The 23,697-nt window shown below is 61.6% G+C and carries 25 protein-coding genes; 14 read left to right on the top strand and 11 right to left on the bottom strand.

The genetic code is table 11. The features are described from left to right. Positions 1-43: 43 nt before the first annotated feature. The 3 genes from AC0Z8Z_RS09485 to AC0Z8Z_RS09495 form a co-directional block, all read right to left on the bottom strand. Positions 44-733, bottom strand: coding sequence for a fumarylacetoacetate hydrolase family protein (locus AC0Z8Z_RS09485; RefSeq protein WP_485618925.1), 690 nt, complete (start codon positions 731-733; stop codon positions 44-46). A gap of 120 nt (positions 734-853) precedes the next feature. Then, positions 854-1,618 (bottom strand): SDR family oxidoreductase, encoded by a 765-nt coding sequence (locus AC0Z8Z_RS09490; protein ID WP_485618926.1) that lies wholly within the window; start codon positions 1,616-1,618, stop codon positions 854-856. A gap of 44 nt (positions 1,619-1,662) precedes the next feature. Further along, complete coding sequence (locus tag AC0Z8Z_RS09495; protein WP_485618927.1) at positions 1,663-2,595, bottom strand: 2-hydroxyacid dehydrogenase; 933 nt, start codon at positions 2,593-2,595, stop codon at positions 1,663-1,665. Between the two features lie 464 nt (positions 2,596-3,059). On the opposite strand from AC0Z8Z_RS09495, the gene AC0Z8Z_RS09500 reads away from it, so the two are divergent. From AC0Z8Z_RS09500 to AC0Z8Z_RS09510, 3 genes are all read left to right on the top strand, one after another. Next, positions 3,060-3,311: a hypothetical protein gene (locus AC0Z8Z_RS09500; protein ID WP_485618928.1), complete on the top strand. Its 252-nt coding sequence runs from the start codon at positions 3,060-3,062 to the stop codon at positions 3,309-3,311. Continuing rightward, positions 3,308-3,757, top strand: coding sequence for a DUF2442 domain-containing protein (locus tag AC0Z8Z_RS09505; RefSeq protein WP_485618929.1), 450 nt, complete (start codon positions 3,308-3,310; stop codon positions 3,755-3,757). The genes AC0Z8Z_RS09500 and AC0Z8Z_RS09505 overlap by 4 nt, the downstream gene beginning before the upstream one ends. Before the next feature lie 240 nt (positions 3,758-3,997). After that, the gene (locus tag AC0Z8Z_RS09510; RefSeq protein ID WP_485618930.1) at positions 3,998-5,137 is read left to right on the top strand and encodes a glycerophosphodiester phosphodiesterase; all 1,140 of its coding nucleotides are present in this window, start codon (positions 3,998-4,000) and stop codon (positions 5,135-5,137) included. 247 nt (positions 5,138-5,384) lie between these two features. Here AC0Z8Z_RS09510 and pyrF read toward each other — a convergent pair whose 3' ends face one another. Continuing rightward, positions 5,385-6,083, bottom strand: a complete 699-nt coding sequence (gene pyrF / locus AC0Z8Z_RS09515; protein ID WP_163022158.1) for an orotidine-5'-phosphate decarboxylase — start codon at positions 6,081-6,083, stop codon at positions 5,385-5,387. 175 nt (positions 6,084-6,258) lie between these two features. On the opposite strand from pyrF, the gene AC0Z8Z_RS09520 reads away from it, so the two are divergent. Next, entirely contained in the window at positions 6,259-6,426 is a 168-nt protein-coding gene (locus tag AC0Z8Z_RS09520; RefSeq protein ID WP_122537759.1) for a DUF2897 family protein, read from the top strand. 145 nt (positions 6,427-6,571) lie between these two features. Here AC0Z8Z_RS09520 and AC0Z8Z_RS09525 read toward each other — a convergent pair whose 3' ends face one another. Continuing rightward, entirely contained in the window at positions 6,572-7,402 is an 831-nt protein-coding gene (locus AC0Z8Z_RS09525; RefSeq protein WP_172611417.1) for a substrate-binding periplasmic protein, read from the bottom strand. Between the two features lie 457 nt (positions 7,403-7,859). On the opposite strand from AC0Z8Z_RS09525, the gene AC0Z8Z_RS09530 reads away from it, so the two are divergent. Together AC0Z8Z_RS09530 and ppnP are read left to right on the top strand one after the other, a co-directional pair. Further along, the gene (locus AC0Z8Z_RS09530) at positions 7,860-8,402 is read left to right on the top strand and encodes a 3'-5' exonuclease (protein ID WP_485618931.1); all 543 of its coding nucleotides are present in this window, start codon (positions 7,860-7,862) and stop codon (positions 8,400-8,402) included. A gap of 90 nt (positions 8,403-8,492) precedes the next feature. Next, positions 8,493-8,780: a pyrimidine/purine nucleoside phosphorylase gene (gene ppnP / locus AC0Z8Z_RS09535; RefSeq protein ID WP_172611415.1), complete on the top strand. Its 288-nt coding sequence runs from the start codon at positions 8,493-8,495 to the stop codon at positions 8,778-8,780. Between the two features lie 21 nt (positions 8,781-8,801). Here ppnP and AC0Z8Z_RS09540 read toward each other — a convergent pair whose 3' ends face one another. Then, a complete protein-coding gene (locus AC0Z8Z_RS09540) occupies positions 8,802-10,580 on the bottom strand; it encodes an ABC transporter transmembrane domain-containing protein (RefSeq protein WP_485618932.1) in 1,779 nt (592 codons plus the stop codon). Positions 10,581-10,752: 172 nt separating this feature from the next. On the opposite strand from AC0Z8Z_RS09540, the gene AC0Z8Z_RS09545 reads away from it, so the two are divergent. Further along, positions 10,753-10,929, top strand: a complete 177-nt coding sequence (locus tag AC0Z8Z_RS09545) for a PA1571 family protein (protein ID WP_485618933.1) — start codon at positions 10,753-10,755, stop codon at positions 10,927-10,929. 54 nt (positions 10,930-10,983) lie between these two features. On the opposite strand, the gene pdxB is transcribed toward AC0Z8Z_RS09545, so the two are convergent. Further along, positions 10,984-12,132, bottom strand: a complete 1,149-nt coding sequence (pdxB, locus tag AC0Z8Z_RS09550) for a 4-phosphoerythronate dehydrogenase PdxB (protein ID WP_485618934.1) — start codon at positions 12,130-12,132, stop codon at positions 10,984-10,986. 89 nt (positions 12,133-12,221) lie between these two features. Further along, positions 12,222-12,476 (bottom strand): sulfurtransferase TusA, encoded by a 255-nt coding sequence (gene tusA / locus AC0Z8Z_RS09555; protein WP_065986265.1) that lies wholly within the window; start codon positions 12,474-12,476, stop codon positions 12,222-12,224. A 272-nt stretch (positions 12,477-12,748) separates the two neighbouring features. Here tusA and AC0Z8Z_RS09560 point away from each other — a divergent pair, with 272 nt between their 5' ends. From AC0Z8Z_RS09560 to AC0Z8Z_RS09585, 6 genes are read left to right on the top strand one after another with little or no spacing between them, the layout of a single operon-like run. Further along, positions 12,749-15,691 (top strand): monovalent cation/H+ antiporter subunit A, encoded by a 2,943-nt coding sequence (locus tag AC0Z8Z_RS09560; protein WP_485618935.1) that lies wholly within the window; start codon positions 12,749-12,751, stop codon positions 15,689-15,691. Next, entirely contained in the window at positions 15,691-16,035 is a 345-nt protein-coding gene (locus AC0Z8Z_RS09565; protein ID WP_065986226.1) for a Na+/H+ antiporter subunit C, read from the top strand. The genes AC0Z8Z_RS09560 and AC0Z8Z_RS09565 overlap by 1 nt, the downstream gene beginning before the upstream one ends. Beyond that, positions 16,032-17,711, top strand: a complete 1,680-nt coding sequence (locus AC0Z8Z_RS09570; RefSeq protein ID WP_485618936.1) for a monovalent cation/H+ antiporter subunit D — start codon at positions 16,032-16,034, stop codon at positions 17,709-17,711. The genes AC0Z8Z_RS09565 and AC0Z8Z_RS09570 overlap by 4 nt, the downstream gene beginning before the upstream one ends. Next, positions 17,708-18,196 (top strand): Na+/H+ antiporter subunit E, encoded by a 489-nt coding sequence (locus AC0Z8Z_RS09575; protein ID WP_485618937.1) that lies wholly within the window; start codon positions 17,708-17,710, stop codon positions 18,194-18,196. The genes AC0Z8Z_RS09570 and AC0Z8Z_RS09575 overlap by 4 nt, the downstream gene beginning before the upstream one ends. Further along, positions 18,193-18,471 carry a K+/H+ antiporter subunit F gene (locus AC0Z8Z_RS09580; RefSeq protein ID WP_065986223.1) on the top strand — a complete coding sequence of 93 codons (279 nt, stop codon included), beginning with the start codon at positions 18,193-18,195 and terminating at the stop codon, positions 18,469-18,471. The genes AC0Z8Z_RS09575 and AC0Z8Z_RS09580 overlap by 4 nt, the downstream gene beginning before the upstream one ends. Further along, a complete protein-coding gene (locus AC0Z8Z_RS09585) occupies positions 18,468-18,833 on the top strand; it encodes a Na+/H+ antiporter subunit G (protein WP_485618938.1) in 366 nt (121 codons plus the stop codon). The genes AC0Z8Z_RS09580 and AC0Z8Z_RS09585 overlap by 4 nt, the downstream gene beginning before the upstream one ends. 105 nt (positions 18,834-18,938) lie before the next feature. Here the strand turns inward: AC0Z8Z_RS09585 and AC0Z8Z_RS09590 are convergent, their stop codons facing one another. Beyond that, positions 18,939-19,406, bottom strand: a complete 468-nt coding sequence (locus AC0Z8Z_RS09590) for a hypothetical protein (RefSeq protein WP_485619098.1) — start codon at positions 19,404-19,406, stop codon at positions 18,939-18,941. 451 nt (positions 19,407-19,857) lie between these two features. On the opposite strand from AC0Z8Z_RS09590, the gene AC0Z8Z_RS09595 reads away from it, so the two are divergent. Next, positions 19,858-20,094: a DUF2789 domain-containing protein gene (locus tag AC0Z8Z_RS09595; protein ID WP_172611404.1), complete on the top strand. Its 237-nt coding sequence runs from the start codon at positions 19,858-19,860 to the stop codon at positions 20,092-20,094. Between the two features lie 92 nt (positions 20,095-20,186). On the opposite strand, the gene AC0Z8Z_RS09600 is transcribed toward AC0Z8Z_RS09595, so the two are convergent. Both AC0Z8Z_RS09600 and AC0Z8Z_RS09605 read right to left on the bottom strand, forming a co-directional pair. Then, positions 20,187-21,650 carry a T6SS phospholipase effector Tle1-like catalytic domain-containing protein gene (locus AC0Z8Z_RS09600; protein WP_485618939.1) on the bottom strand — a complete coding sequence of 488 codons (1,464 nt, stop codon included), beginning with the start codon at positions 21,648-21,650 and terminating at the stop codon, positions 20,187-20,189. Between the two features lie 295 nt (positions 21,651-21,945). Next, positions 21,946-23,628, bottom strand: coding sequence for a methyl-accepting chemotaxis protein (locus AC0Z8Z_RS09605; protein WP_485618940.1), 1,683 nt, complete (start codon positions 23,626-23,628; stop codon positions 21,946-21,948). Positions 23,629-23,697: the final 69 nt, after the last annotated feature.

Here is a 23,697-nt window from a genome sequence, read left to right on the forward strand (position 1 = left end):
GGCAGCCGAACCAAAGGATTCTCAGGCGGGCTTGAACCTGGGCTCAGCCAATCGTCACACTCAGTTCGGCAAGGCCTTCGATCCCGGCGCTGACCACATCGCCGCGCTGCAACGCGCCCACCCCGGCTGGCGTTCCGGTATAGATCAGGTCGCCCGCCTTGACCCCAACCGATTGCGACAGGTACGCGATCACGTCCCTGACCGCCCAGATCTGGTCAGACAGATCGCCACGCTGGCGGCGCTCGCCATTGACGTCGAGCCAGATCGCACCGGCTTCCGGGTGGCCGATCTCGCTGACCGGGCGCAGCGGCGTGGCGGGCGCGGAGGCGTCGAATGCTTTGGCCCACTCCCACGGCCGGCCCATTTTCTTGGCCTGCGCCTGTAAATCGCGGCGGGTCAGGTCCAGACCGACGCCGTAGCCCCAGACGTGGGTCAGGGCGTCCTGCGGGTCGATGTTCACACCGTCCTTGCCGATCGCAACGACCAGCTCAATCTCGTGATGCAGGTCCTCGGTGAGCGGCGGGTAAGCGATGTGGCCTTCGGCGGGCACCACGGCGTCAGCCGGCTTCATGAAGAAGAATGGCGGCTCGCGGTCAGGGTCATGGCCCATTTCCCGGGCGTGATCGGAGTAATTGCGGCCGACGCAGAAAACCCGACGAATCGGAAAGCGGCTGGCAGTCCCGGCAACGGCCAGGGACGGTGTGGCAACGGGGGCAATAACGAACTCGGTCATGGCGGTGTCCTCGATTCAAGGTGGCTCGGCATGGGTTGAGTGTGACGATTGATCGCTTAGCCAGGTTGGACGGATCCCACCAGGTTTTGGACAAAACAACGCAACCACTTGAACCGATGATCAGCCGCGGCCCACAAACGGCATGCCGCTGGCCATGACGGTCATGTTCAGCACGTTGGCGGACAATGGCAGCCCGGCCATGTAGCTCACCGCGTCGGCCACATGCTGCACGTTCATGGTCGGCTCGACCTGCAGCTCGCCGTTGGGCTGCAACACGCCTTTGGTCATGCGATCAGTCATTTCGGTGAGGGCGTTGCCGATGTCGATCTGGCCGCAGGCGATGTTGAACTGCCGACCGTCAAGCGCGGTGCTTTTGGTCAGGCCCAGCACGGCGTGTTTGCTGGACGTATAAGGCGAGCTGAAGAGCCGGGGCGTGTGCGCGGAAATCGAGCCGTTATTGATGATCCGGCCACCCTGAGGCACCTGACGCCGCATCAAGCCGAAGGCGGCGCGCACGCACAAAAACACCCCGGTGACGTTGGTGTCGATGACGTTCTTCCACTGCTCGACCGACAACTCGTCCATCGGCACGGCCGGTGCGCCAATGCCCGCGTTATTGAACGACACGTCCAGTCGACCGAACGTGCTTTCAATGGTCGCGAACAGCGCTTCGACGCTGGCCGGGTCTCGCACATCCGTCGGCACCGCCAGCGCCTGCTGTCCGGCAGCCTCGGCCTGATCGACCAACGCCTGCAACGGCTCGGGCCGACGTCCGGCCAGCACCACGGCAAAACCGTCAGCCAGCAGTTGAAGGGCTACGGCACGGCCAATGCCACTGCCGGCGCCCGTCACCAGAGCGACTTTCAACACCGAAGATTGAGACATACGCGGTTCCTTGTTCTTGTCAGGGAGGGTTCTGTGGTTGATCGTCAGCTGTGAACAGGTGTCAACACCGGCTGCCCGGCGTAAAACGCCAGCAGGTTGTCGGCGACCATTTTCACGGTGTCGCGCGACGCTTCCGGCGACAACCCCGCCAAGTGCGGCGTGAGAACCACGTTGTTCAACGCTTTCAGGGCATCGGGGACGTGGGGCTCGTCGTCGAATACGTCCAGGGCCGCCCCGGCCAGGCGCCCCTGTTTGAGCGCATCGATCAGCGCATCGGTGTCGACGACGCTGGCACGCGCGATGTTGACGAGAAAGCCGTCAGCGCCCAACGCTGCGATGGCCGCCTTGTCGATCAGGTGCCGCGTCGACCCGCCACCCGGCGTCGCCACCACCAGAAAGTCGGACGCTTCGGCCAGTGCCAGCGGGGTCGCGCAATAGTTGAAATCCACGCCCGCGCGCGGCGAACGGCTGTGATAGTGGATGACCATGTCAAACCCCTGCGCGCGTTTGGCGATGGCCATCCCGACCGAACCAAGGCCGAGAATGCCCAGGCGTTTGCCGGCGAACGAGGGCCGTGTGACCTTGCGCCATTCGTTGCGGCGCACCGATACGTCGGCCTGGGGAATGTCGCGAACCGCTGCCAGCAGCAAGGCCATCGCGTGGTCTGCCACCGTCGGGGCATTCACCCCTGCCCCATTGGTCACCACGATGCCCCGCGCCTCGGCGGCTTCGAGGTCGACACGTTCGTAGCCCGCGCCAATCACACAGATGATGCCGAGTTTCGGCAGCGCGGCCATTTCCTCGGCAGTGAACCCCAGCGGCCCGCGGGTCAGCACGGCGTCGATCTCCTCGCCCCCGTTCGCCACCGCCTCGGCACGCATTGCCGGCGTCGGCGCCAGAATCAGGCGAAAGCCGCTGCTTTCCAGAATCGGCAAATACATGTTCACGTTTTCCACCAGCACCAACACCGTTTTCATCATCCCTCCGCCAGGCAAAATTCGTGGTGCTGACAGTAGCGCGAGTGAGAGCGGTTGGGCAGGGTTCCTACTTCAAAAAAAACACACCATGCCCGAACGTCGCGCAACCATCGGCGGCCGCCGGTCAATTTTTGTGGTGGTTGAGTTCTGGCTCATTGCGCTGATCCACGTTCAACTCTCCGATTCCAGGACAATCCGTCAGTCGTCTTTGGAGCAAATGCGGCACCAGGACGTTCGCAAAAATGACAATCGGTGAGTAAACTAAAAACCTAACGGATGGGTTAAAGATGAGGGTGTGCAGTCATAAGGGTTTCGTGATCGCGGTTTTTACGAGAGATGAGCATTGTCCACCTCATGTTCACGTCGGCACCAGCAAGTGGGACGCGCGGTTTTTATTCAGTTTCTGGCATAACAGCGTGAGGCTTTGGGACGTGACTCCCGCAAAAAACGAGCCGTGCGTCCGTGTGCTGGAAGAATTACGTCGAGTTATCAAGCGCCGAGATAATCTGCGCAAGGCAAGGGACACCTGGTGGCGTAGCCGCAGCACGCTCTGCCTGGAGAATATGGGATGGAGTTCAAGGACCGATGAAGTCGTCTCCACTCTCCTTGATCAGCCTCAGATATCGAAGATCGTCAAAGGTACCTATGACGCTTACACCTACAAAACGCTGCTGTACCTCGCCGGACACGTCGAGCCACTGGAGATTGAGTTATGAAGACCATTAAAGCGCAGGAGCGTGATGATCAGCCCGTTACCCAGCGCGTCCTCAACCAAGTCGATCAGGGACGCAAGCGGAATACGCCGAACATTCAGGCGACGACATTGCGCTTTCTGGGTGAGTTAAATGCCTTGGCCATCGGGTTTTCGGACCAGACAGCCCTCCTCCTCCCCGTCGCCAATTACCCCGAGCTGCGCGAGCTCTCACTTAAAGAGTTCGAGCAGATCGAGCTGGGCTTCGGCGGCAAGGCCATCTGCCTCGAGCATCGCGATTTGCACATGTCGATCTCGGGCATGATTTCGGCCAGCGAGTCGCTCATGGGCGTTGCCAGTAGCCTGATCGCGGCGCGGAACGGGCGGCGCGTCAGTGCGGCAAAAGCCACCGCTTCGAAGGCTAACGGGGCGAAAGGCGGGCGACCGCGCAAGAAAGTTGCCGAGACATAGGCCCCGATTAGCTTCCGTCAGCATCTCAATGTCATAAAGGTCCCGGAAACTGGCAGCGCTCGATGCCACTCAAACCGACAGTAACCCCCTTCACAACGACAATCCTGATTGCCCACTATGCGCTTTGCTGTTTAAGGTCTGAGCCCTGCGACACCTGATTTTTCACGACAAAACGATGTGCCACGCGGTGCGGCAACGGCTGCGCCATGAACGGACATGCAGAAAAGGAACGTCAGAACCATGTTGAAAGGATTATCCAGAACGATTAGCGGCGCCGCGATTGCCGGTGTGTTGTTGTCATCCGCCGTGGCCATGGCCGCCGCTGATACTGGCAAGGAACCGGGTCGGGCGCTGGCGGCGAAGATCGGCGTGCCATGGCCAGCAGTGATCGCCCATCGTGGCGCATCGTTCAATGCACCCGAAGAAACGGTTCCTTCCTACACCCTGGCTCGCGAGCTGGGCGCGGATTACCTGGAGATGGACATCCAGCGCACCAAGGACGGCGTGCTCATCGCGCTGCACGACAACACGCTGGAGCGCACGACGAATATCGCGGAGGTCTACCCGCAACGTGCCAAGGACCCGCTGAATACTTTTACGCTGGAAGAAATCAAGCGCCTGGACGCTGGCTCCTGGTTCAACAAGGCCTACCCCGATCGCGCCCGCGCCACCTACGCCGGGCTGAAGATTCTGACGCTGGATGAGGTCATCGACATCGCTGAAGGCGGAAAGAACAAGCCCGGTCTGTACATCGAAACCAAGGTGCCGGCGCAGTTTCCGGGCATTGAAGAAGATTTAAAGAAGAAGCTCGATCAGCGCGGTTGGCTGAGCCAGCGTCCTGCCGCCGAGAAAGGCTACGTCAACGTCGCCCACATGCCCGGCCGCGTGGTGCTGCAGACCTTTGAAAAGCCAAGCATGGAGTTGCTGCAGAAGGCCATGCCCGACACGCCGAAAGTCCTGCTGCTGTGGCTGGGTGACGGCTCTATCGAAACGGCTTCGGGCAAGACGTTCAAGGATTCGGGCGCCAAGGACAAAGCCAGCTTCTACGCCAGCCAGCAGGTGAAATCCAAAGAAGAGTTCGCCGCCTGGATGGATTGGGCCAAGGCCCACGGCGCCGTAGGGACCGGGCCGTCTGCAGCGCTGAAGAACGGCGGTGACCAGAGCTACAGTGACCTGGTGCAGCCGTGGATGAACAAGATGGCCCATGATCGCGGGATGATCGTCCACCCGTACACCGTGGATGACGCCGTGGATTTCAAAGCGATCAGCGAACAGGGCGTGGACGGGTTCTTTACCAACCGTGCTTCAGAACTGCTGAAATTCTACGGTCGACCGTCGAAGGAAAGCATGGACTCGATCCTGAAACGCAGCGGCTTTTGAGCTAGAGACCGCAGCGTGATTTGCAAAGCGCGCGGCAGTGGGAGTGGGAGTGACCGAGTTTAATTCCCGGCCGCGCGGCGTCTGCTCGATGGTTCTCTCATACGACTTGACGCTGCTTGCCGATATTCACGCCGATCAAAACTGTGGGAGTGAGCTTGCTCGTAAAGAGTCCGGTTTAGGCGCTAAATATTCAGCGGCCGAAATACTGCCTTCTCGAGCAAGCTCACTCCCACAAGGCTCGACGTTCTTACGCCAGCTCTGCCACCACCGCTGCCAACGCTTTCGCCGGATCGGCCGCCTGGCTGATCGGGCGGCCGATGACCAGATAGTCGGAGCCTGCATCCAGCGCCTGGCGCGGCGTTAGAATGCGGCGCTGATCGTCCAGCGCGCTGCCGGCGGGGCGAATGCCCGGCGTCACCAGTTGCAGCGACGGATGCGCGGCTTTCAGCGCCTGAGCTTCCAGCGCGGAACACACCAGACCGTCCATCCCGGCTTTTTCCGCCAGCGCCGCCAACCGAAGCACCTGCTCCTGGGGCTCGATGTCCAGACCGATCCCGGCCAGGTCTTCGCGCTCCATGCTGGTCAGCACGGTGACCCCGATCAACAGCGGCTTGGGGCCGGTACGCTGATCCAGCACGTCACGGCAGGCCGCCATCATGCGCAGGCCGCCGGAGCAATGCACATTGACCATCCAGACGCCCATTTCAGCGGCAGCCTTGACCGCCATCGCCGTGGTGTTGGGAATGTCGTGGAATTTGAGGTCCAGGAACACCTCGAAGCCTTTGGCGTTGAGGGTTTCAACGATGTCCGATGCGCAGCTGGTGAACAGCTCTTTGCCTACTTTGACGCGGCACAGTTTTGGGTCCAGTTGATCAGCCAGGTTCAACGCGGCTTCGCGGGTCGGAAAATCCAGGGCGACGATGATGGGGGTCTGGCAGGCGGACATGAGCAGGTTCTCTGGCAAGTCGAAATCGGCGCGCATTGTAGCCGAACATCTTGCAGGGCGGGACCCGGCAATCGGTAAATGCCTGCCCCATGCGCGCCAGGCGTCGGGCATCTCCTACAATTGAACCACTGGACAGCGTCGCTGCTCCAACCCTTATCACAAGAAGGAGAGCGTTATGCCCTGGTATGCCTGGTTAATTCTGCTCGTTGCAATCGGCTCGATCGTCGGCGGTCTGCTGATGCTCAAGGATTCAGCGAAGAAACTGCCCCTGACCGATGAACAACTCAAACGCGTCCACGAGCGCAATGCCGAGATGGACGCAAAAGAAGCGCGAGATCGCTGAGTCACTTTGGCGACGCTGACCAACATCGTTCAAGCACATAGTGGGAGCGCGCATTCAGCGCGCTCCCACCAAGTGCTCGCCAATCATCCGCCAATCACCCGCCAATAACCCGCCGCGCGTCCCCAGCCGGTAATGCGTGCCTTCGTCAGTCCCTTTCCCTATCTTCGCCCTGAGCCACCGCGTGATGAGTTGCCTGCGGTGTCACAGCGATCCGAAACGGCTGGAAGATCTTGAACATTTCCCCGTTCTCCCGAAGCTGCCGGAGCAATTCGCTGAAGCGCTCGCCGCTGATGGGCGCATCCGGGCGCAGCAGCGCATAGTGCCGATACACCTGGTCCACGCGGTCCGAGACAAGGAACTGTTCGGCGTCCTGCGGGTTGTTCGACATGAACGTGCTCAGGTAGGAGCGCGTCACCAGCGCGATGTCCGCGCGGTCACGCAGCACCATCAGCAGGTTGCTGTCGTGGGAATAGGTCAGCGTGGCATTGTAGTTATCGGCCAGAAATTTAGGGTCGGCGTCGAAGCGCGCGAACGCATAGTGATAGCCGCTGAACAGCGCGAGGCGCTTGCCGTGCAGCTCATCGAAATACGTCTGGGTCCTGCCCTGCAACCGGTGGGCGACAAACACTTCGGCGTCTTCGAGCCCCATGTCGACATCTTGATGGGGAATGCCTTTCCAGCCCCAGGCAGGGTTTTCGAAAATGGCCATGTCGAAGCGCGCCTGCTGGAAATCGCGAAACCGGCGCGGGATGGACGTAGGCACTGCCTCGAAGCGGTAGTCGTTCTGCATCGCGTTCAGTGCGCTGATCATCTGCGGCAGCAATCCGGTGTCTTCGCCGCGCTCGGGACGAATCGTATACGGCGGAAAATGCGCCGCACCAATGCGCACGATCTGCGTCGCACCCGCCTGCCAGGCCCACAGTGTTGTGGTCGTGAACAGCAGGGTTTTAAAAGCCATCCGCATCGGCGTGGACATCAAGACAGGGCACCTCAGGCGAAACGGAGTGCGTAAGCTATGCGTTCGCGATCATTTAGACAACGGTCAAACGGAGGCTAAATCACCTCTGTCGTTCCAATTCTCGCCCTCCTTGCGCCTTGCTGCCCCCTTTCCCTTGCGGCCTTTCCGGCCCTTTCCCGGCTGAAGCCGGTCCTGCCAAAAGCGCTGAAGCTGTCCGTGTCCTTTGCGTTATCGACCGCGCCGCGCTTTATATGAGGATCGGACGCACATGCAATTTATGCCGAGGCGCGTTGGCCAGGCAAGCGCTGTCCCGGCCATATGCGCGTCAGGGACTACAAAAGACGCTGCGCCGGCAAACCTTCCGGCATGTCACGAGTCCCAATCATGGATCATCTGCGCCGGGCAGTTGGACGTGACGGCCGTCATCTGGCTACGCTCCAGGGCGCTGCCGCAGGTTACGAAACAGGAGTTGAAGATGTCCTACTGGCTGGTGATAGACCTGGAGGCCACCACCGAAGAGGGCGGATGGCCGGTGGCGGAGATGGAAATCATCGAAATCGGTGCGTCACTGGTCAATCAGGACGGGCGGGAAATCGATCATTTCGAACGTTTCGTGCGGCCCGTACGCCGGCCGTTGCTGACGCCCTTCTGCCGTGAGCTGACGCACATTCAGCAGAGCTTCATCGACAGCGCCTCGACGCTGCCCGCTGTATGGCCACAGTTCGAACGCTGGATTGCTCAACACCGGGAGCGGCTGGTCGCCTGGACAAGCTGGGGGGATTACGACCGTCAGCAGCTGCAACAGGATTGGCGTCAGCACCAGCTCACCAGCGAACTGGCGACCCTGCCCCACATCAACCTGAAACAACGTTTCGCCAAAGCACGTCACCTGCAAAAACCCTGCGGCCTGAACACCGCGCTGCAACTGGCGGGAATGCATTTCAACGGTCCGCAACACCGGGCACTGTCGGACGCGCGCAATACCGCACGCCTGTTACCGCTGGTGATGCCAGGCTGAAGGGTGGCGCATTTACCAAAGCGGATGACGGCCTTTTGTACGTTCGGCATACTGTCCGGCCTTTTCCAGCCCTTTCCAAGGAGATCAGCCATGTTCAAGGTCAACGAGTATTTCGACGGTACCGTCAAATCCATCGCCTTCAAGCAAGCAGAAGGCGACGCGACCATCGGCGTCATGGCTCCCGGAAAATACAACTTCGGCACCAGCGACCGAGAAATCATGCATGTGATTTCAGGCGAGCTGAAGGTGCTGCTACCGGGCGCTGATGACTGGGAAACCTTCGAAGCCGGCACGGATTTCAAGATTCCGGCGAACGTCAAATTCGACGTCGAAGCGACCGAAGAAACCGCCTACCTCTGTGAATACCGCAAAGACTGATACGCAGATTCAGGTCGGCACTCAGTCGACCTGCTCCACCCCGGCATTGAACTGCAAGGCGGCCAGCCGCGCGTACAGCGGGTTGCTGGCAATCAGCTCACGGTGGGTTCCCACCGCGACCAATTTCCCCTGATCCATCACCGCAATGCGGTCTGCGTTCTGCACCGTCGCCAGCCGATGGGCGATCACCAGGGTCGTGCGGCCCTTCATCAACGTCGGCAGTGCCTGCTGAATCAGGTACTCGCTCTGGGCATCCAGTGCGCTGGTGGCTTCGTCGAGCAGCAGAATCGGCGCATCGGCCAGCAAGGCCCGAGCAATCGCAAGACGTTGACGCTGCCCGCCCGACAAGCCCATGCCGCCGTCCCCCAGATGGGTCTGATAACCCTGTGGCAGCAGTTGAACGAACTCATGGGCATGGGCAATCCGCGCTGCCGCTTCCACTTGCTCGACGCTGGCCGCCGGGTTGCCGTAGCGAATGTTGTCCTCCACCGAGCCGAAAAACAGCGCAGGGGTTTGCGACACCCAGGCGAAGCAACGGCGCAGATCCAGCGGATCGAGGCGTTCGGCAGGCATGCCTTCAATCAGCACGCGCCCCTGTTTCGGGTCATAGAAGCGCAGCAGCAGGTCGAACAGCGTCGACTTGCCCGCACCGGAAGGCCCGACCAGCGCCAGGGTTTCCCCCGCGTCGACGGTCAGGCTCAAGCCGTCCACGGCATTGCGCTCCGGCCGTGAGGGGTAGGCGAAACTGAGGTTTTCCAGCGCCAGGCGACCACTGATACGTTCGGGCAGCGTGAGCAGATCGCTGGCGGGCGCAGTGATTTCGCTGCGCGCCTGCAGCAATTCGGTGATGCGCTCAGCAGCGCCCGCTGCCCGTTGCATCTCACCGATGACCTCGCTGAGGGTGCCGAACGCGCTGCCAACGATCAAGCTGTAGAACACGAACGCCGCCAGCTCGCCGCCTGAGATACGACCGGCAATCACATCCATGCCGCCGACCCAGAGCATTACGCCGACCGCGCCCAGCACCAGCACGATCACCAGGGTAATCAGCCACGAGCGCTGCAGAATTCGTTTGCGCGCCGTCTCGAACGCGTCCTCGGCGGTCTGCGCGAAACGCTGACGATCCTGCTCCTGATGGTTGTAGGCCTGAACGGTCTTGATTTGCCCCAGCGCCTCGGACACATAGCTGCCGACGTCCGCGACGCGGTCCTGGCTCTCCCGCGACAGACTGCGCACACGGCGCCCGAAAATCAGGATCGGCGCGATCACCAGCGGCAACGCCACAACCACGATGCTGGTCAGCTTGGGGTTGGTGAAAAACAGCAGAATGATGCCGCCGATGACCATCAGCGCGTTACGCAGGAACATCGACAGCGACGAGCCGACCACCGATTGCAGCAGCGTGGTGTCGGCCGTCAGGCGCGACTGGATTTCCGAGCTGCGATTGTTCTCGTAGAAACCGGGATGCAGGCTGACGAGGTGGACGAACACCTGCTTGCGCAAATCAGCGACCACCCGTTCGCCAATCCACGACACCAGATAAAAGCGCGCGAAGGTGCCAACCGCGAGGGCGACCACAAGCCCCATGAACAGGCCGATGGTTTCATTGAGCAGGGTCGGTGAACGGGTCATGAAGCCCTGATCGACCATCAGCCGGATACCTTGCCCCATGGACAGCGTGATGCCCGCAGTGACCACCAGTGCAAGCAACGCGCCGATGGCTTGCTTGCGGTACGGCGCGATCATGCGCAGGGCAAGACGAATGGCATGCCGCTGACGGCCGGAAAAGACTGAAGCCATGGAAGACACCCGGTAGACGAATCAGCCGCAGAGCCTACACCTCCCTCCCCGTGTACGCTCGTCAGCTTTCGCTGAACTCTGCAGGCGGGTTTCAGTCAAGGAATGCTGTCACGGCCTGGTCATGCAGCCGTGATTACTATCGACGCGCACGTACCTGATGAGGAGACAGGCCATGACCTTGCACAGCAGCAGCAATCAAGAACCCGTGTTCCGCCCTCAACCCGAGCTGCAACTGGGCGGCGCGATTCTCGATAGAAACGGGCAGGAAATCCTGATCACTGAAGAAATGGTTCAGGCAGCCTGCCAGGAATGCGAGAAGTACTGGGTGCAGCCCGAAAAACAAGATTGATGTACAGATTTGCTTGAAACCCGGCCCGGTTGCCGGGTTTTTTATGGGCGCCGATCAGCCGCCCACAACCGTCGCGCCCAGGGCCTCGACGATCTGACGCAGGGCCGCCGACTCGCCGTTGATGCGCACCTGCAGGCCGTCGATTTCCCGACGCGGCGGGTAATGCTTGCGCAACGCATCGAAGGCCAGCCGCTGGCTCTCGGCATCGCCCACCAGACTGCGGCGGAAATCGGCGTCGTCGCGACGAGGATCGTACACGCCGCGACACAGCGTATTCAGCGCCCACACCGGGTCGGTGGCGGCATCCAGAGTGACCTGCGCCAGCCAAGGCTTGGGCAGCAGGTCTTCAAGCCTGATGCTCGCCGGTTGGCCGAGGTGCGCGCACAGGGCCTGATAGATCTGCGCCGTACCACGCTGGCGCCCGTCGAGGCTGTAGCCGGCGATGTGCGGCGTGCCGATGACGCACAGCTCGGCCAGTTCGACGTCGACCGCCGGTTCTTTCTCCCAGACGTCCAGCACCGCTTGCAGGTCTTCATGTTCCAGCAGCACTTCGCGCAGGGCGCTGTTGTCGACCACCGGGCCGCGCGCGGCGTTGATCAGCCAGGCACCTGGCTTGAGCTGCTGCAAACGGACGCGGTCGAACAGGTGCCAGGTGGGCGTGTCGCCGGTTTTATCCAACGGTGTGTGCAGGCTGATCACATCGCAACGGGCGATGATTTCGTCGAGGCTGACGTAATCGCCGCCTTCGCTGGCCTGTCGGGGCGGGTCGCAGACCAGAACGTTCCAGCCCAGGCCTCGCAAAACCTTGATCAAGCGACCGCCGACCTGCCCTGCGCCCACGACGCCATAGGTGCGGCTGGAGAGCTCGACGCCTTCGATTTCCGCCAGGGTCAGCAAGCTGCCCAGCACGTAGTCCACCACGCCACGGGCGTTGCAGCCCGGGGCGCTGGACCATTGAATGCCGGCTTCCTTGAAGTAGTCGAGGTCGAGGTGATCGGTGCCGATGGTGCAAGTGCCGACAAAGCGCACCGGCGTCCCTTCGAGCAATCCCCGGTCGACCCGGGTCACCGAGCGCACCAGCAGAATATCGGCCTCGGCGACGGCGGCGCGGTCGAGCGTACGGCCCGGATAACGCTGGATATCACCAACGCCTGCGAAAAAAGCATCGAGCAAGGGAATGTTTTCGTCGGCAACTATGCGCATGTCAGGGCTCCTGGAGTGGCCGCAGTGTAGGCGCCAGCGCCCCGACGAGCCAGCGGGATGCGAAACGCGTCAGCGGAGGCAGAACCTGATCAGTCGAGCTTTTTGCGAATCCAGTAGAGGAACTCACCGTCACCGGCCTGTTTGTCCACCAACTCGTGGCCGAGGAACACACAGAATTTGGGGATATCGCGCTGGGTGGACGGATCGGTGGCGATCACTTTCAGCAAGCCGCCGGGCGGCAGGTCACGCACCTTCTGGTGCAGCATCATGACCGGCTCGGGGCAGTTGAGGCCGGTGGCGTCGAGGACGGCATCGACGGCGGGGCTTTCAATGGGATCAGACATGGGGGTGATCGAATCAGACATGAGGGGGGGCTCCGAAAACAGGCCGGCATTGTCGCCTAATCGGTACAGGTCGCCAATCGGCACTTTGCCCCGGCCCCTTCGCGAGCAAGCTCGCTCCCACAATAGGGCAGATAGCCGCCAACCTTACGCGACACAGACTGTCAACTACGCTGCTGCCTACAAACTTTGTAGGATTCTGCGACATCTTGGCGTTTGGTCATCCCGGACCCGGCACGTATGATCCTTGACATTTCTCCGCAGATTAGAAGCCTATGTCCCTGATAGTTCTACTGCTTCTGCCTTTCATCGGCAGCTGTCTGGCGGCGCTCTTGCCGCACAACGCACGCAACAGTGAATCCCTCCTCGCCGGCCTGATCGCGTTGATCGGCGCGGTGCAGGTGGCATTGTGGTATCCACAGATCGCTCACGGCGGGGTCATCAGAGAAGAGTTCTTCTGGCTGCCGAGCCTGGGCCTGAACTTCGTCCTGCGCCTGGACGGTTTTGCCTGGCTGTTCTCGATGCTGGTGTTGGGGATCGGCGCGCTGGTGTCGCTGTATGCGCGTTATTACATGTCGCCGGACGACCCGGTGCCGCGCTTCTTCTCGTTTTTTCTGGCGTTCATGGGCGCCATGCTCGGGCTGGTCATGTCCGGCAACCTCATTCAAATCGTGTTTTTCTGGGAGCTGACCAGCGTCTTCTCGTTCCTGCTGATCGGCTACTGGCACCACCGCGCCGACGCTCGACGCGGCGCTTACATGGCGCTGATGGTCACCGGCGCGGGCGGCCTGGCGCTGCTGGTCGGGATGATGCTGCTCGGGCATGTCGTCGGCAGCTATGACCTGGATCGCGTCCTGGCCTCGGGCGATGCCATCCGCGCCCACGCGCTGTACCCCGTGCTGCTGACGCTGATTCTGATCGGCGCGCTGAGCAAGAGCGCGCAATTCCCTTTCCATTTCTGGCTGCCCCACGCCATGGCGGCACCGACACCGGTGTCGGCGTATCTGCACTCGGCGACGATGGTCAAGGCCGGGGTATTCCTGCTCGCGCGCCTGTGGCCGTCGCTGTCCGGAAGCGAACAGTGGTTCTGGATGGTCAGCGGCGCCGGTGCCTGCACGCTGGTGATCGGCGCTTACTCGGCCATCTTTCAGAACGACCTCAAGGGCCTGCTGGCCTACTCCACCATCAGTCACCTGGGGCTCATCACCCTGCTGCTGGGCCTGAACAGTCCATTGGCAACCGTTGCAGCGGTGTTTCACATCCTCAACCACGCCACATTCAAGGCGTCGCTGTTCATGGCGGCGGGGATCATCGACCACGAAAGCGGCACCCGCGACATCCGTAAACTCAGTGGGCTGATCAAGCTGATGCCCTACACCGCGACACTGGCGATGGTCGCGAGCGCGTCAATGGCCGGGGTGCCGCTGCTGAATGGCTTCCTGTCCAAGGAAATGTTCTTCGCGGAAACGGTGTTCATCACCTCGACCGACTGGGTGGAAATCGCCCTGCCGGTGATCGCCACGATCGCCGGTATCTTCAGCGTGGCCTATTCCCTACGCTTTACCGTCGATGTGTTTTTCGGCCCGAAAGCCACGCGCCTGCCCCATACGCCCCATGAGCCGCCGCGCTGGATGCGCCTGCCGGTGGAACTGCTGGTGCTGGCCTGCCTGATCGTCGGCATTTTTCCTACGCACTCCGTTGGCCCGTTACTGGCCGCTGCGGCACAGCCGGTGGTGGGCGGGGAATTGCCCGAATACAGCCTGGCGATCTGGCACGGGTTGAACGCGCCGATGATCATGAGCCTGATCGCCATGGCGGCTGGCATCGTTCTGTATCTGTTGCTCCGCGGCCCGATCAAGCGCAAGCAAGTCAATGGGCCGCCGCTGATGTGGCGTCTCAACGGCAAGCGCATGTTCGAGCGCGTGCTGGTGTGGAAGATGCGCGGCGCCCGTCGACTGATGAGGCTGCTGACCACACGTCGTTTGCAGGCGCAGTTGTTCTTGATGGTTCTGGCCGCGCTGGTCGCCGGTTTCGTGCCAATGTACGAGAGCGGGCTGAGTTGGGGTGATCGACCGAAGATCCCCGGCTCCGGCGTCTTTGTGATGCTCTGGCTGATCGCGATTGCCTGCGCCATCGGCGCTGCGTGGCAGGCCAAATATCACCGGCTGGCGGCCGTGACCATGGTCAGCGTCTGTGGGCTGATGACCTGTGTGACCTTTGTCTGGTTCTCCGCGCCGGACCTGGCACTGACCCAACTGGCGGTGGAAGTCGTCACCACGGTGTTGATCCTGCTGGGCCTGCGCTGGCTGCCGCGACGCAACGAAAACGTGCCGCCACCGTCCCAGGCGCGACGCCGGGCCAAGGTGCGCAGGATCCGCGATTTCGTCCTGGCCGTGGCGGTGGGCGGAGGCATGGCGGTGTTGTCCTACGCGATGCTGACGCGGCCGACGCCGAACGCCATTTCCGAGTTTTACCTGAGTCGCGCCCTGGCCCAGGGCGGCGGCACCAATGCTGTCAACGTCATGCTGGTGGACTTCCGTGGCTTCGATACTTTCGGCGAGATTACCGTGCTGGCGGTAGTGGCGTTGACCGTCTTCGCGCTGCTGCGCCGCTTCCGTCCGCCGAAAGAGAGCATTGCCCTGCCAGCGCAACAGCGCTTGCTGGCCCGTGACGTGGTTACCGATCTGGTCAACCCGCGTCACGCTGCCGACACGGCACTGGGCTTCATGATGGTGCCGGCGGTGCTGGTGCGCCTGTTGCTGCCAGTGGCCTTCGTGGTGTCGATGTACCTGTTCATGCGCGGGCATAACCAGCCGGGTGGCGGTTTCGTCGCAGGACTGGTGATGTCGGTGGCGTTCATCCTGCAATACATGGTCGCCGGCACCCAGTGGGTCGAGGCCAACATGAGCCTGCGGCCGTTGCGCTGGATGGGCACCGGTCTGTTCTTCGCGCTGGCGACGGGGCTGGGTTCGATGGCCCTCGGTTATCCGTTCATGACCACCCACACCGCGCATGTGGTCCTGCCGATACTGGGTGACCTGCACATCGCCAGCGCCCTGTTTTTCGACATCGGCGTGTACGCCGTGGTGGTCGGCTCGACCCTGTTGATCCTCACGGCGCTGGCTCACCAGTCGGTGCGCAGCCATCGCCCGACGTCACTGCCGCAGCCCATTGAACCGGTCCCGGCCGATAGCCCGATTTCACAAGGAGCCATCTGATGGAAGAAGTCATCGCCATTGCCATCGGCGTGCTCGCCGCCTCCGGCGTCTGGCTGATCCTGCGTCCACGGACCTTTCAGGTCGTCATGGGCCTGTGCCTGCTGTCCTATGGCGTCAATCTGTTCATCTTCAGCATGGGCAGCCTGTTCATCGGCAAGGAGCCGATCATCAAGGACGGCGTGCCCCAGGACCTGCTCAACTACACCGATCCCCTGCCCCAGGCGCTGGTGCTGACGGCCATCGTCATCAGCTTCGCCATGACCGCGCTGTTTCTGGTGGTGCTGCTGGCGTCGCGCGGCCTGACCGGCAACGACCACGTCGACGGCCGGGAGCTGGGTGAATGAGTGTGATGAATCAACTGATCGTCGCGCCGATCCTGTTGCCGGTGCTCACCGCTGCGCTGGTGCTGTGGCTCGGCGAGAAACACCGCCCGCTGAAAGCGCGGATCAACCTGTTCTCCACCGGCCTGGGCTTGGCGATCGCCATCACGCTGATGATGTGGGTGCAGAAAACCGGTACCACCGGCTCCATCGGCGTGTACCTGCCGGGCAACTGGGAAGCGCCGTTCGGCATCGTGCTGGTGGTCGATCACTTGTCAGCATTGATGCTGGTGCTGACCGGCATCGTCGCCTTCAGCGCGCTGCTCTTCGCCCTCGCCCGCTGGGATCGCGCCGGCGCCAGTTTCCACGCCCTGTTTCAGATTCAGCTGATGGGGCTGTATGGCGCGTTTCTCACCGCCGACCTGTTCAACCTGTTCGTGTTCTTCGAAGTCCTGCTGGCCGCATCCTACGGCCTGATGCTGCACGGCTCGGGACGGGCGCGGGTCTCGGCGGGCCTGCATTACATCACCATCAACCTGCTGGCCTCGTCGCTGTTCCTGATCGGCGCGGCGCTGATCTACGGCGTCACCGGCACGCTGAACCTGGCCGACCTGGCGGTGAAAATTCCTCAGGTGCCGGACGGCGATCTGGGCTTGCTGCACGCAGGCGCGGCCATTCTGGCGGTCGCGTTTCTGGCCAAGGCCGGCATGTGGCCGCTGAATTTCTGGCTGGTGCCAGCGTATTCCGCTGCCAGCGCACCGGTGGCGGCGCTGTTCGCGATCATGACCAAGGTTGGCTTCTACACACTGCTGCGGTTGTGGACGCTGCTGTTTTCCGGTCAGGCCGGCGCCTCGGCGTTCTTCGGCGGGGACTGGTTGATCTGGGGCGGCATGGCGACCGTGACTGTGGCGGCGATTTCCGTGGTGGCTGCCCAGCGCCTGGAACGCATGGCCAGTCTGAGCATTCTGGTGTCGGCGGGCATTCTGCTCTCGGCGGTCGGTTTCGCGCAGCCGAGCCTGACCGCTGGCGCGCTGTTTTATCTGGTCAGCTCGACGCTGGCGCTGAGCGCGCTGTTCCTGCTGGCGGAGCTGATCGAACGTTCGCGCTCGGCCAATGACATCGCCCTCGACGACGACGCCGACCAGTTGCCCAAGGCGCTGGAGTCGTTGCACCCGGTGCCGGGCACGAATCTGGATGACGAACAAAAAGCCGTGGTCGGCCATGTCATCCCCTGGACCATGGCGTTCCTGGGCCTGAGTTTCATCGCCTGCGCGCTGTTGATCATCGGCATGCCGCCGCTGTCAGGTTTCCTCGGCAAGCTGACACTGATCAGCGCCCTGCTCAATCCGCTGGGCCTTGATGTGGCGAAGGACGAAGCCATTCGTGGCGACAGCTGGACGCTGGTGGCCCTGCTGATTATTTCCGGCTTGACGTCGCTGTTTGCGTTTGTGCGTGTAGGCATCAAGCGTTTCTGGACGCCTCAGGAACACGCGGCGCCGCTGCTGCGGCTCAACGAATGCCTGCCGATCGCCTTGCTGGTGGGTTGCGCCATTGTGCTGACGTTCAAGGCTCAAGCGCTGTTGCACTACACCCAGGACACCGCACAGGCGCTGCATGATCCGCAGCAATACGTGCTGTCAGTCAAGGCAGCCAGACCGATACCGGGGCCTGCTTCGGCAGCGGCGGAGGTGCAGCCATGAAGCGCCTGTTTCCCGCGCCGCTGTTATCGCTGTGCCTGTGGGGTTTGTGGCTGTTGCTCAATTTGTCCCTGACCCCGGGCAACCTGCTGCTGGGCGCACTGCTCGGCTTTTTCGCGCCCTACATTTTCGCGCCGTTGCGCCCGTCGCCGTCGCGAATTCGCAAACCCGGTGTCGCCCTGCGCCTGTTCCTGCTGGTCGGTCGCGATGTGGTGGTGTCCAATCTGGCCGTCGCCTGGGGCGTGCTGCGCGCAGGGCGTCGTCCGCCCCGCTCGGCTTTCGTCAAGGTCCCGCTGGAGCTTCACGATGCCCACGGTCTGGCGGCGCTGGCGATGATCTGCACGGTGGTGCCGGGCACGGTCTGGTCCGAACTGGCGCTGGATCGCAGCGTGCTGCTGATGCACGTGTTCGACCTGGACGACGAAGCGCGCTTCATCGCGCATTTCAAAAGCACGTACGAACGGCCACTGATGGAGATTTTCCAATGAGCGCCCTGCTCACAAACGCGATTCTGTTTACGCTGTCGGTGTTCACCCTTGCCATGGTCCTGACGCTGATCCGGCTGTTCAAAGGCCCGTCGGCGCAGGACCGGGTACTCGCCCTGGACTACCTGTACATCCTGGCAATGCTGATGATGCTGGTGCTGGGCATTCGTTACGCCAGTGACACCTACTTCGAGGCCGCGCTGCTGATCGCGCTGTTCGGCTTCGTCGGCTCATTCGCGCTGGCCAAATTTCTGTTGCGCGGCGAGGTGATCGAATGAATTCGTTGCAGGTTCTGCCGTTCTGGGTCGAAGTGCTGACCGCCGCCCTGCTGGTGCTCAGCAGCCTGTTCGGCCTGATCGGCGCGCTGGGCCTGTTGCGCCTGAAGGACTTTTTCCAGCGCATGCACCCGCCCGCGCTGGCCTCGACCCTCGGCGCATGGTGCGTGGCGCTGGCGTCGATCGTCTACTTCTCGGCACTGAAGGATGAGCCCGTGTTGCATGCCTGGCTGATCCCGATCCTGCTCGCAATCACCGTCCCCGTGACCACTTTGCTGCTGGCGCGCACCGGGCTGTTTCGCAAGCGCATGGCCGGTGACGACGTGCCACCCGAGGTCAGCGACGGCAGACAGCAGGGGCATTGAGCCCGGTCTGCGGATTTTCAGCGCGCAGGCGGCCCCGTCACCCGCCGCTTGGTACGTGGGGGATGTGGGCGCGTTCCATGTGCAGGTTTTGCTGAAGGGGTGCTCTTATTCGCTGGCCTTGAACGTCAGTTCGCCCTTGCGCCATTTGGCTGCTTTGGCGGTCGCTGCTTTGAGGACTTTGCTCAGGCCGGACTGGATCTGTTCGTGGGAGGCAAACACCATGAAGATGCTGTGGGACTCTTTGAAGACGATGCCGTGGCCTTCGGGGACTTCGACAAACGCGTATTCGCCCAGGCCGTAGATGGTCATCTTGATGTCACGGAAACGGATTTCGAACTTGCCGCCCTCGCGGCTGGGCAACACCGAAGCACGGAAGTGGTCGCCCACCTTTAAGTCCAGCCCGGGTTTGTCATCGACCACCAGTGCGGTTTCGGTGTCGATCTCAGACATGTAGATGCCTTCAGGGGACTGTTCGATGACATAAACGAATCGCGCCTGGAACAGCTTCACCAACTTTGCGCGCACGTCGCCGAGCACGAATAACGCATGGGTATCCAGATTACCTACTGCCAATGTACAAACTCCCAACATGATAGGAACTCGTCCGTACAGCGAACCGGGCGAGAAAGAAACGAGAAAGGGTGCGCCCTGAAACCGGACGCTGGCGTGTGCATGGATTCTACCGGCAGTGAGTCTATAGGGGATATATCCCTTTCGTCCGCAGTGATGACGTTTTTGACGCCGTAGGCTGTTTCAGTTGGCCTGACTCCACACAGCAAGACGCTATGGGATGTTTTAGTGGGACCGGCTTCAGCCGGGAAGAAGCCTGATTGGACACCCTCGATTTCGCGGTGTGACACCTGACGCTTTCCCGGCTAACGCCAGTCCTGCTAAAAGCGCGTGGTGCGTCGGCGGCCCTGCAGGCAATCAGTTAGAACTCTTGTCCGTTCCGGGCACTCCCATGCTACAGAAGGTTACTTACTGACCACGCCAATCCGGGTCCTCGACCCGTCCGGGAGAAAAAATGGAAATCATGACACCGTCGCTTGAGCTGTTGTTTGAACAACTGGGGCTGGAGTCCGATGAGGCCAGCATCGACGCATTCGTCTCCGAGCATCAGCTGCCTGAAGGTGTGAAAGTGTCCGAAGCCGAGTTCTGGACGCCGAATCAAGGTGCGCTGCTCAAGGAAAAAATCCAGCTGGATGACGATTGGGCGCCCATCGTCGACGAGCTGAACGTTTTGCTGCACACGCCGACCTGACACGTCGCACGTATAAAAATGACGGCCCTGGAGGCCGTCATTTTTTTTCCTGATCCGCCATCATCGCCACCGGTTGGTTTGATGCGCTCTGCTCACTGTGGATAACCGGGCTGACCAATATTGGTAAACATCTGCCGCCCTTCGAGCGCAGGGGCATGCACGAACAACCCGTCCACCAGCGCGTCGCGTCGGGCGTTGTTCCAGTGGGCCGAGCGATGGATGTAGCGCCGGTACAACAGGGTTTGCTCGGCATCACTCAACGCACCGCCCTCACCTTTAGCGTGACTCAGCAGCTTGGCGGCAATGGGACGCAACTCCGGTGGCAGGCTTATTTCCGCGGAGTCCTTGATGGGCAGGAACGGCACGCCCTCTTCGCTCGCCAGCGCGTGCATCACCCGCAGATAAACCAGCGCAAGATGGTTGTAGACACGGCGTTCCAGCGTCACTGTCGCGACGACTGTCTTGACGCCTCGTGAAGTGCTGCCGAACCGCTCGAAACATTCCACCCCCAGCGAGGCGCTTTCATCCGCAGGGTCGAGCAAGCGTTGTGCATCGAGCGTGGACAGCTCGGCGTGGGCCTGCAGCCAGGCGTCTGTGGCGTCGTACGGCGTATTGACGGTGACCAGACTGCGGCGAGGCCGGAACAGCGACACTTTCTCCACTTCCTGGGGCTGGTAGCCGCCGCCAATGTCCGAATGGCTGCCGGGGAGCACGATTTCCCGGGGCCAGTCGGGCTTGACGCTGTTAAGCACGAAGTTGCGCCGATGCTCGTCGCCGGCGACCAGGTGCAGCACCTGCTGCGCACACCCTGGCGGCAGAAACAGATTGACCCGTTTATTGACGGCATCCCGAACGCTACCCAGGTCGGAAATCCCGCCCACGGCGGCCACCGTATCGAACAGCCCAATGACCTTCAGCCGCACGCTGCCACTGGCCCATGAAAAGCTGTCCGACAGCGGCAGCTTGCGGGGATCGAGAACCGGGTCCAGCGCGCCCCGGGATTTTTTCAGCACTTCGTTGGCCAGATGCCGGGCCGACGCCGCACCCCGACTGAAGCCAAACACGTCCAGTTCCAGCGCCCCGATGACACAACCCGGGTTATCGCTCTCAAACATGTGGAGTTCGTCGGCAAGTTTTTTGATGCCCCACGACACTTTCGCCACCACGCCGGTAGTACCGCGCCCAAAGCCCTGACCCGACAGGCGGGAATCGCGCCCGCCAGAGGTAGTACCAACACCACTGACATACACCGCGCCATACACATAAGCGCCATCGGCGTTAATGATTGCCTTGCGTTGGCGTGCATATAACCCGGCCAGTCTCGCGATATTGGTGAGGCTGTTGCTGTAACTGCTGCCAGGGTCAGTGTGTCGACCCCCGCATTCTTTTGTATGCACGCCACCGTTCACTTCCGCCATGGCCTGGCAGTCGGCGCCTATCTGGCTATTGACCCGGTTATTACCGGTCCCGTCGAAGAACACGCCGAGGCGAACGGTGACTTGGGGCGCGTCGGTGCGGGCATCGCTTGCTACGTGCGTATTGGATATTTTTGTCATTTGATTCATCCGTGAGTACTGACATGAGTCCCGAACAGGGCATTTACATATTCGGACATATACTCACAGGATGATCGCAGTTGACGCTCCGTCAACCGATGGAACTGCACTTCAGACGCGTCCTACTCCAATATCGGACGGTTAAATAATTAAAGGGCCTAAGTCGCACAACTAACGCTCCTCGAAGAGCTGCAGGCTTCAAGCGGCAAGCCACAAGCCACAAGCCACAAGCCACAAGACGCCCGATCATCGCTCATTGCTCTTCACTTGAAGCTTGCAGCTTGCAGCTTGATATTCAACTTTTCTCCGGCCTATAGCCCAGCCGCAGCCCGCCCCAATGCCGGCCCTTGACGATGATGGGCACGGAAAGATCGTGCATCAGTTCGCCGGTGTCGCGGGTGTAGGTCTGCAACAGAACCGGCTGCTGGTGACTGCCGCAGCGGATGCCGGTGCGGTCGTCGAATTTGCGCTTGGTGCGGTTGTTTATCGCGTCGACCGCCGTGTCGCCCGTCAACGGTCGGCTGAACACCTGATTGTGGGTCGGCACGTAACCCTGCTGGGTGCAGGCGATGGCAAAAACCAGCCCTTCATGACGGGTCAGCAGCGGCTCTTGAATGGCCGGCAGCGTCTGATCGGTGTAGCGGTCGAAGCGCGTCTGGTACTTGGCCGGCGAAGTGTTGGCGATGGGCTGATAGGTGCGGTCGAACAGGTCGGTCAGGCTGACCCGGCCCTGATCGATGTCCTGCTCGAACTTCGCGGCAATCTGGCCGGCGCCTTCCCGGGCAAGGTCATAAATGCGCTGGTGGTAGTCATCGAGGCCGACCTGGGCCAGGCGTTCGCTGATGGTTTCCGCCTGTTCTTCCATTTGCAACGCCGACTGCGCCAGGCGCCGGGTCTGGTCATCGCTGACGGCAAGGTCGCTGCGCATTTGCTCGACGGCCACGAACAGGCTGCTCAATTGCTCCTGATTGGTCTGGGCGCCCCGTGCGATTTCACCCACCTGCTGCTCCACGCCCACGGCCAGCTCGGCGATGTTCGCCAACTGCTTGCCGGTGGATTCAACCTGGGCCACGCCGCCACTCAAGTCGCCCGACAACTGGCGAATCTGCTCGACCACTTGACGGGTGCGCTGCTGAATATCAACCACCATCTCCCCGACCTCATTGGTCGCCGTCGCGGTGCGCCCGGCCAGCCCGCGCACTTCATCGGCCACCACGGCAAAGCCACGGCCATGTTCACCGGCGCGCGCGGCTTCGATGGCAGCGTTCAGGGCGAGCAGATTGGTCTGGCTGGCGATGGACTGGATCACCGCCGTGACACGCTGAATGTCTTCGCTGCGCTGGCTGAGCGCTTCGATCAGTTCACGGCTGCTGTCGGCCCGTTCACTCAGTTGGTGCATCAGACCAATGGATTCATTGAGGACGCTGAGCCCGGCACCGCTGCTCTCCCGCGCCTGACTGGCGGCGCTGAGCGCTTGCTGGCTCAGGGTCGACGTGGCGCGCTCGGTGGTGATCATCACATCAGCGCTGCTGACGATTTGCTCGGCCGCATTGACCTGGGACTGCAGCTTGCCCGCCAGTTGCCTGACGGAAAACGCTACGGCCGCAGCAGACAACGCGTTGTGACTGGTGCTTCGGGACAGATCCCGGGTCAGACGTGTCATGCCGTCTTCGCTCGTACCTGCCACGGTCTCTGGCGTTCGTTTGGCGATCAGCGTTGGTAACCACAAGACCAACAGCGCAACGGGCAGACTCACATAGACAGATACATCGACCCAGGCCATCGCCGCAAACAGCAGGCACAGACCAAGGCTTTGCAGGGCGGGCGTCAGCCAGCGCGAACCGGTACGAACCTGCCCGTCAGCAGACGCGTGCGCGGGGTGGGAGGGTGTTGCTGCGTGATGACCTTTCGCATCCATGTCCGGGACCTGCCCTGCTTTCATTATTGTGAAAGCATTAGACGCCCAAATAGCGGCCATGCGCCATGAGTCATTGGTGGTAGTCGGTCGGAATGTGCGGTGACGGGGAACTTGAATGGGCGCAGCAGA

The sequence above is a fragment of the Pseudomonas sp. 1L-C-7-B-C1 genome (assembly GCF_057291635.1).

What these genes read in the sequence shown, in the direction of transcription:
- AC0Z8Z_RS09485 (WP_485618925.1), bottom strand. Translation starts at nt 733, where the DNA reads ATGACCGAGTTCGTTATTGCCCCCGTTGCCACACCGTCCCTGGCCGTT.
- AC0Z8Z_RS09490 (WP_485618926.1), bottom strand. Translation starts at nt 1,618, where the DNA reads ATGTCTCAATCTTCGGTGTTGAAAGTCGCTCTGGTGACGGGCGCCGGC.
- AC0Z8Z_RS09495 (WP_485618927.1), bottom strand. Translation starts at nt 2,595, where the DNA reads ATGAAAACGGTGTTGGTGCTGGTGGAAAACGTGAACATGTATTTGCCG.
- AC0Z8Z_RS09505 (WP_485618929.1), top strand. Translation starts at nt 3,308, where the DNA reads ATGAAGACCATTAAAGCGCAGGAGCGTGATGATCAGCCCGTTACCCAG.
- AC0Z8Z_RS09510 (WP_485618930.1), top strand. Translation starts at nt 3,998, where the DNA reads ATGTTGAAAGGATTATCCAGAACGATTAGCGGCGCCGCGATTGCCGGT.
- pyrF (WP_163022158.1), bottom strand. Translation starts at nt 6,083, where the DNA reads ATGTCCGCCTGCCAGACCCCCATCATCGTCGCCCTGGATTTTCCGACC.
- AC0Z8Z_RS09520 (WP_122537759.1), top strand. Translation starts at nt 6,259, where the DNA reads ATGCCCTGGTATGCCTGGTTAATTCTGCTCGTTGCAATCGGCTCGATC.
- AC0Z8Z_RS09525 (WP_172611417.1), bottom strand. Translation starts at nt 7,402, where the DNA reads ATGTCCACGCCGATGCGGATGGCTTTTAAAACCCTGCTGTTCACGACC.
- AC0Z8Z_RS09530 (WP_485618931.1), top strand. Translation starts at nt 7,860, where the DNA reads ATGTCCTACTGGCTGGTGATAGACCTGGAGGCCACCACCGAAGAGGGC.
- ppnP (WP_172611415.1), top strand. Translation starts at nt 8,493, where the DNA reads ATGTTCAAGGTCAACGAGTATTTCGACGGTACCGTCAAATCCATCGCC.
- AC0Z8Z_RS09540 (WP_485618932.1), bottom strand. Translation starts at nt 10,580, where the DNA reads ATGGCTTCAGTCTTTTCCGGCCGTCAGCGGCATGCCATTCGTCTTGCC.
- AC0Z8Z_RS09545 (WP_485618933.1), top strand. Translation starts at nt 10,753, where the DNA reads ATGACCTTGCACAGCAGCAGCAATCAAGAACCCGTGTTCCGCCCTCAA.
- pdxB (WP_485618934.1), bottom strand. Translation starts at nt 12,132, where the DNA reads ATGCGCATAGTTGCCGACGAAAACATTCCCTTGCTCGATGCTTTTTTC.
- tusA (WP_065986265.1), bottom strand. Translation starts at nt 12,476, where the DNA reads ATGTCTGATCCCATTGAAAGCCCCGCCGTCGATGCCGTCCTCGACGCC.
- AC0Z8Z_RS09560 (WP_485618935.1), top strand. Translation starts at nt 12,749, where the DNA reads ATGTCCCTGATAGTTCTACTGCTTCTGCCTTTCATCGGCAGCTGTCTG.
- AC0Z8Z_RS09565 (WP_065986226.1), top strand. Translation starts at nt 15,691, where the DNA reads ATGGAAGAAGTCATCGCCATTGCCATCGGCGTGCTCGCCGCCTCCGGC.
- AC0Z8Z_RS09570 (WP_485618936.1), top strand. Translation starts at nt 16,032, where the DNA reads ATGAGTGTGATGAATCAACTGATCGTCGCGCCGATCCTGTTGCCGGTG.
- AC0Z8Z_RS09575 (WP_485618937.1), top strand. Translation starts at nt 17,708, where the DNA reads ATGAAGCGCCTGTTTCCCGCGCCGCTGTTATCGCTGTGCCTGTGGGGT.
- AC0Z8Z_RS09580 (WP_065986223.1), top strand. Translation starts at nt 18,193, where the DNA reads ATGAGCGCCCTGCTCACAAACGCGATTCTGTTTACGCTGTCGGTGTTC.
- AC0Z8Z_RS09585 (WP_485618938.1), top strand. Translation starts at nt 18,468, where the DNA reads ATGAATTCGTTGCAGGTTCTGCCGTTCTGGGTCGAAGTGCTGACCGCC.
- AC0Z8Z_RS09595 (WP_172611404.1), top strand. Translation starts at nt 19,858, where the DNA reads ATGGAAATCATGACACCGTCGCTTGAGCTGTTGTTTGAACAACTGGGG.
- AC0Z8Z_RS09600 (WP_485618939.1), bottom strand. Translation starts at nt 21,650, where the DNA reads ATGACAAAAATATCCAATACGCACGTAGCAAGCGATGCCCGCACCGAC.
- AC0Z8Z_RS09605 (WP_485618940.1), bottom strand. Translation starts at nt 23,628, where the DNA reads ATGGCCGCTATTTGGGCGTCTAATGCTTTCACAATAATGAAAGCAGGG.